Source organism: uncultured Winogradskyella sp. (assembly GCF_963975125.1).
Taxonomy (GTDB): Bacteria; Bacteroidota; Bacteroidia; order Flavobacteriales; family Flavobacteriaceae; genus Winogradskyella.
In genome coordinates this window covers 1-5,803 of sequence record NZ_CAXBGB010000123.1, presented here as the reverse complement: position 1 = coordinate 5,803, position 5,803 = coordinate 1, and the positions used below count along the sequence as shown (strand labels likewise).

Sequence of the window (5,803 nt, the reverse complement as noted above, 5' to 3'; positions counted from 1 at the left end):
CAAAACTATCTAAATGGTTGCGTAAGAAAATACATTAGTTTTAAAAATAAGCCTTCAACTGTATTGTTCCAGTATGAATAGTTCTAGAAGTCTCCGTTTTACGTCCAAAATAATTAAGATTTAAATCTAAAAACTTGGTGAGTTTCTTTTGAGCCAATAAACTCCATGTAAAGTTTTTTCCTGGCTGTAAACCTTCTAACATCTGGTAAGCTACTGGAGTATTTGCATTGCCTTCAAATTCATTTTTAAAAAAATTGAATTCTCCCGTCAATGCAATCTTCTGCGCATTATTATAGGTAAATGACAAGCCATAATTATTCTGTGCTAAAGATTCTAAGCTTCCTAGGGTATTTGCTTTAGACGTGTATTGATAAAAAACATCGAACTGTGCATTTTCGTTAAATAAATACGACAACTTTGGTTGAAATCGCTCTTCTTCAATATTAAAATTTCTGTTCGTAAAATTCTCACTAATACTTTCATCAGTTCCTAAACTAACCAAGGTATTGGCTAACCAATTCGTTGCAAATTTATGATTGAAATTTAATTGATGACTCGACAATATGTTTTCTTGAAACCCTATAGAGAGCAGATTTCTACTTGTATTGGTAAGATAGGTGTAAGACGTGGTATAAAGCTGCTTTCCTCTATTGAAGAACAGCACATTACGTACACTATTATTTAAGGCTAACTGATTTTCTTCATCATTCTTAAATGGATTAAGGTTAAAATTATTGCCTTCGCGCTTAATTTTTCTATCAATTAAATAGGATGTTTGATTATAAAAATGCGAAAATAATTTTTTGGTCTTATTTTCGGATTTACTCCATTGTTGCAGATTAATAGTTAATGTCTGGCTCAATCTATTTTGATGTGTTCTCACAAACACCTGGTTTGGTAATAAGACTCTTATGTAACTCCCTAGATCTGTAAACTGTGCAATTTCAAATTCATTAAGCTCTTGTATGCCGTTATCATTATAATCTATCCATGTGTAAGCACCTTGGCCAGCTTCGACTTCGACATAGGTGAAATCTTGTTGTGGTAAAGTACCCGAATTGGTTTCAAAACTAGTATTCCAGACTATGAGATTATTAAATAATTTCTGACTATAATTTAACCTACTGTTTAAGCTTTGTTCATTTTCAGTAGTTTCATCTTGTGCCTTTAAATCTCTATAATTAACAAATAATTGCAGATTAGTATTTTTGTTTTGTACCAAACGTGATTTTAAATAATACGTATTAGAACTATTAACACGTTCTATCTGGTTATTGCGCAAACTATCATTAAAACGTTTTATATAACCCACTTCTGCAAATACCTTAGTGCTATCACCAATACCTGCAAAAACTTCATAAGCTGTAAATTTTTGACTTAAAGGAGTTAATGAATCCGTTTCAATTACTGTTTGTTCATTATCTTCAATTGCAAATTTCGCACCAGTCCATTTGTTATTTTTACCATAAACGACACGATTAAACGATCTTAAAAATGTTGAACGGTTTATAGTACTTTCACTATTTAAAAAACTAGAATTCGAAAAGATATTGAAATCGCCTAAACGCAAATTAGTATTCACATTGTGCCTACTCCCATTAAAGTTTTCTGAATAATCAAGGTATTCAAAATTATAGGAAACCGTTCCTTTTTTGGAATGTGACAATTGTAATCCTGAATTTAGCAACAGCTGATTACCAAAGTTAAAATTACCTTGACTGCTTTGTGAATCATCCAAGTTCCAATCTCTACTAAACTCTGCTCTATATAATCGTTGTATTGTTCTAAAATTCTTTTCAATAAAATCAGCATCAATTAAAGCAGATAGATCCCAGAGACTATCTGATTTTATAAGCTTTTGGTTCACTCTTAACTTTCCGGCATAACCATCATTGTCATCATCATCTAAATTAGAAAACAGATTCTCATCATTTTTACTGCCAGCCAATTCAAAATATACATCCGTTTTCTCAGTGGGTTTATATCTCCCATTTAAAACAGCGATTTGTAACCGCTCTGGAGCTACAAGCTGAGTTATAGGCTCATAATTTCCTTGTGGCACACCACTAATTGGTGTAACATACTCAAAAATATTGCTCACTGCATTAGAATTACTCAATACATAATTTCCTTGATTAGCACCAACTAAAGTAAAGCGCACACTAAACAGTTCATCATCCGGATTATTAGAAAACACAAAGATTTCTTCTGCACCAACAAGCTCTTTTCGATATAAAATTCGATTTTCAGAGAACGATTCTTGTGTCGCTGAAGGCGCTACCATTAAATCTGTATTATCACCAGCATTTGCTAAAACCTGTGTTTGTTCTGTGGATAAATTCTGTTGTAAGGGTTGATTTTTAGCATCGCTTTCAGAATAGACTGAGACATTTAAACTTAGTTTTTCAGTTGTGTAATTTCCGCCTCCAAAAACAATGAATCGCGAATAATTCCGTTCACTAAATTGATAATCGACGGTAATTCTCATTTCGGAAGTAATCGGAAATGTAGAGTTAAAAATAATTTCACCTGCATTATAATCGATGATGTAATCATTATTTTCGCCACGTTCTAAAGGAACACCATTTACATAAACTATTTCGCTACCAGACACTATGAGTACAAACAATTCATTGTTTGGCCCACTCAGTTTATAAGGCCCTTGGTTACCTTCTTGAGCCGTAAATTGTGTAGTTGTAAATTGGCCTCTTACCAAGGCTCCAGAAGCAAAAATTTTGGTGCTTTTCCCTAGATTAGCATTAACAAACAAACCTTGCACACGCTTAGAGAAGTTGGCAAAATAACTATTGGCATTCTCTAAGTCTATATCACCAGCACGTATATTCCAATCGTCACTAAATAGCTCTATAAATACTTGATCGAACTCATCTAGTCGTTGTGAATAACCACTTTCTTGTAAGGGAATATTTGCATCTTGTATCGATGCTCTCAAAGAGACTTTATCGTTTAATTTTCCCGAAATCTGTAAATCTAATTCGCTATTTAAAACGGAATTCTGATTATTACCAATAGTCACACCTCTAGAGATACTGCCAGAAGTAGTTAGGCCATCAAAAGGTGTAAATGTATCGCGCTTATTAGTGTTTTCAAGTTTGTACAATTGTTGCAAACCGGCAGAAGACCTATCTACAATAACCTTATCATCTAATTGCATATAGACTTTAGTTAAAAAGTTAGGATAGCGTAAGTATTCTACTTGAATCGTATCTAAATCCATCGGATGCTTAAATTTTAAAAGTGCCTTTGCAAAATCAATGGTGTATAATGTCGAATCTAAAATTGTATTATCTTTTGTTTTTATTACAAATTTTGAAGAATTAATACTTACAGAGTCTATGAGAATTGAATCTTTTACCGCAATACGTTTCTTTCTAAAATTGCTAGAATTCTCTTGGGCGAATGCGCCAAAAGAGCCTATAATCATTATAAAAAGTAAAGTGTATTTCATGTAGTTTTACTCATTTTTTTTCAAAGGACACCTGCTGTTTGCGCATGGTTTTTATACTAATCATCGAAATTCTGTTTTGCGCTCGTTTCATGTAGAATAATAACTTCTTAAAACAGGAAATATTTTATAGTTAAAAGCAGTATAAAAATATGCTGTAAAAGTACAGTATTATTTAATTTAGCAGAAACCTATTCAACTTATCATGAAAATCGTATCGTACAACGTCAATGGCATTAGAGCAGCCATAAATAAAGGCTTTATTGACTGGTTAAAAGCTACAGATCCAGATGTGATTTGTCTTCAAGAAATTAAGGCAATGGAAGAGCAACTCGATCTTAATTTGTTTACAGAAGCTGGCTATAAGTTCAATTACTGGTTTAGTGCTCAGAAAAAAGGCTATAGTGGTGTTGCTGTTTTGTGTAAATCGGAACCCAATCATATAGAATTCGGAACAGGAATTGAATCCATGGATTTTGAAGGTCGAAACATACGAGTAGATTACGACAACGTTTCTGTAATGAGTATGTATTTACCGTCTGGAACCAATAGTGAAAGGTTAGCTCATAAATTTGAATACATGGATCTAATACACAACTATTTGAATGATCTCCAAAAGGAAAAACCAAATTTGGTAATTGTTGGTGATTATAATATCTGCCACGAAGCAATCGATATCCATAACCCAAAAATGAAAGGTGTTTCTGGATTTTTACCAGAAGAACGCGAATGGCTGGGTAACTTTATCGATAGCGGCTTTATTGACAGTTTTAGGTATTTACATCCCGAAAAGCAAGAATATTCTTGGTGGAGTTATAGAGCAAACTCTAGAGCTAATAACAAAGGTTGGCGTTTAGATTATGCCATGGTTAGCGAACCTTTACAAGAAAAAATAAAACGCAGCGTTATACTAACTGAAGCGGTTCACAGTGATCATTGTCCGATTCTGTTAGAATTGGATCTCTAAAAATAAACCAACAACAAACGACTAAACAATAATAATATGATTAAAAAAATTTCATTAATAGTATTGACACTTACGTTATTTACGTCTTGTGTGTCGAAAAAAATATTTACAGACCTTGAAGATAAATACGGTAACTTAAAAAAAGAAAATCGTGGTTTATCTGATGAAGTTGCATCGCTTTCTAATGACAAAACGAAACTAAATAATGATTTAAATAAACTTCAAACTGCTTATGACGTAGCTATTGCTAAACGTGATAAACTACAGAGTGATTATTCTGCTGCAAAATCAAATCTCGAAACATTAAAGGCATCATACAAAGCTTTAGAAGAAAATAGTTCTGCTTCGATTGCTGCAAACTCAAAGAAAAACAGAGAGCTTTTAGCACAATTAGAAGCAAAAGAACAAGCGCTAGCTACCGAAAATGAGCGCCTCAATACGCTAAAAAAAGAATTAGAAAGTAGATCTAAACGTGTGGCTGAATTAGAAAGTGTTATTGCTGCTAAAGATGCAAATATGCGTGCCTTAAAGGATGCTATATCAAAAGCTTTAACCAATTTTGAAGGCAAAGGTCTAACCGTTGAGCAACGCGATGGTAAAGTCTATATTTCTATGGAAAACAAATTATTATTCCAATCTGGTAGTTGGTCTGTTGGCACAGAAGGACGAAAGGCTGTGCAACAATTAGGAAGTGTCTTAGGTGAAAATCCGGAGATTTCAATACTTATTGAAGGTCATACAGATGATGATCCTTATACAAGTAATGGACAATTAAGTGGTAACTGGGATTTATCTACTAAACGTGCTACAGCAATTGTAAATATTCTTAGAGAGAACAACTCAATAAACCCAGAAAACTTAACTGCTGCAGGTCGTGGTGAATATGCACCAATAGCATCAAACGACTCTGTAGAAGGAAAGGCAAAAAACAGGCGTATCGAAGTGATATTAACGCCAAAATTAGACGAAATTTCTAAATTGCTGAATGAGATTTAAATGGAACCGTCATTGTGAGAAGCTTATTAGCTACGAAGCAATCTGTTGAATTTAAGTTTCAATTGAAAAGATTGCCACGTCCTTCGGCCTCGAAATGACATATTAACATACTTTTAGACCTTTCAGGTTTCTATAACCTGAAAGGTCTTCTTATTTTTGCTTTATTAATCTTAGGTTGAGTTGAATAGAAACCTATATATTAATAAGATTCTGAAACAAGTTCAGAATAACAAATTAAGTTTAACTAAAAAAGATTCCTGCCGTCGCAGTAAATGATGAAATACACAACCCTACCAAACACAGACATAAAAGTTAGTAAAATATGCCTAGGCACCATGACTTGGGGAAACCAGAATACCCAAGAAGAAGGTTTT

General features: G+C 33.3%; 3 protein-coding genes. 2 read left to right on the top strand and 1 reads right to left on the bottom strand.

Annotation, left to right across the window (positions count from 1 at the left end; all coding sequences use genetic code 11):
- Positions 1–40: 40 nt before the first annotated feature.
- Positions 41–3,469 (bottom strand): hypothetical protein, encoded by a 3,429-nt coding sequence (locus AAC053_RS13355; RefSeq protein ID WP_339757613.1) that lies wholly within the window; start codon positions 3,467–3,469, stop codon positions 41–43.
- Between the two features lie 202 nt (positions 3,470–3,671).
- On the opposite strand from AAC053_RS13355, the gene AAC053_RS13350 reads away from it, so the two are divergent.
- Together AAC053_RS13350 and AAC053_RS13345 are read left to right on the top strand one after the other, a co-directional pair.
- A complete protein-coding gene (locus AAC053_RS13350; RefSeq protein WP_339757610.1) occupies positions 3,672–4,433 on the top strand; it encodes an exodeoxyribonuclease III in 762 nt (253 codons plus the stop codon).
- 36 nt (positions 4,434–4,469) lie between these two features.
- Positions 4,470–5,429 carry an OmpA family protein gene (locus AAC053_RS13345; protein WP_339757607.1) on the top strand — a complete coding sequence of 320 codons (960 nt, stop codon included), beginning with the start codon at positions 4,470–4,472 and terminating at the stop codon, positions 5,427–5,429.
- The last annotated feature ends 374 nt before the right edge of the window (positions 5,430–5,803 follow it).

Excerpts from the sequence above, each read along its gene's own strand:
- AAC053_RS13355 (WP_339757613.1), bottom strand. The coding sequence starts at position 3,469 with ATGAAATACACTTTACTTTTTATAATGATTATAGGCTCTTTTGGCGCA.
- AAC053_RS13350 (WP_339757610.1), top strand. The coding sequence starts at position 3,672 with ATGAAAATCGTATCGTACAACGTCAATGGCATTAGAGCAGCCATAAAT.
- AAC053_RS13345 (WP_339757607.1), top strand. The coding sequence starts at position 4,470 with ATGATTAAAAAAATTTCATTAATAGTATTGACACTTACGTTATTTACG.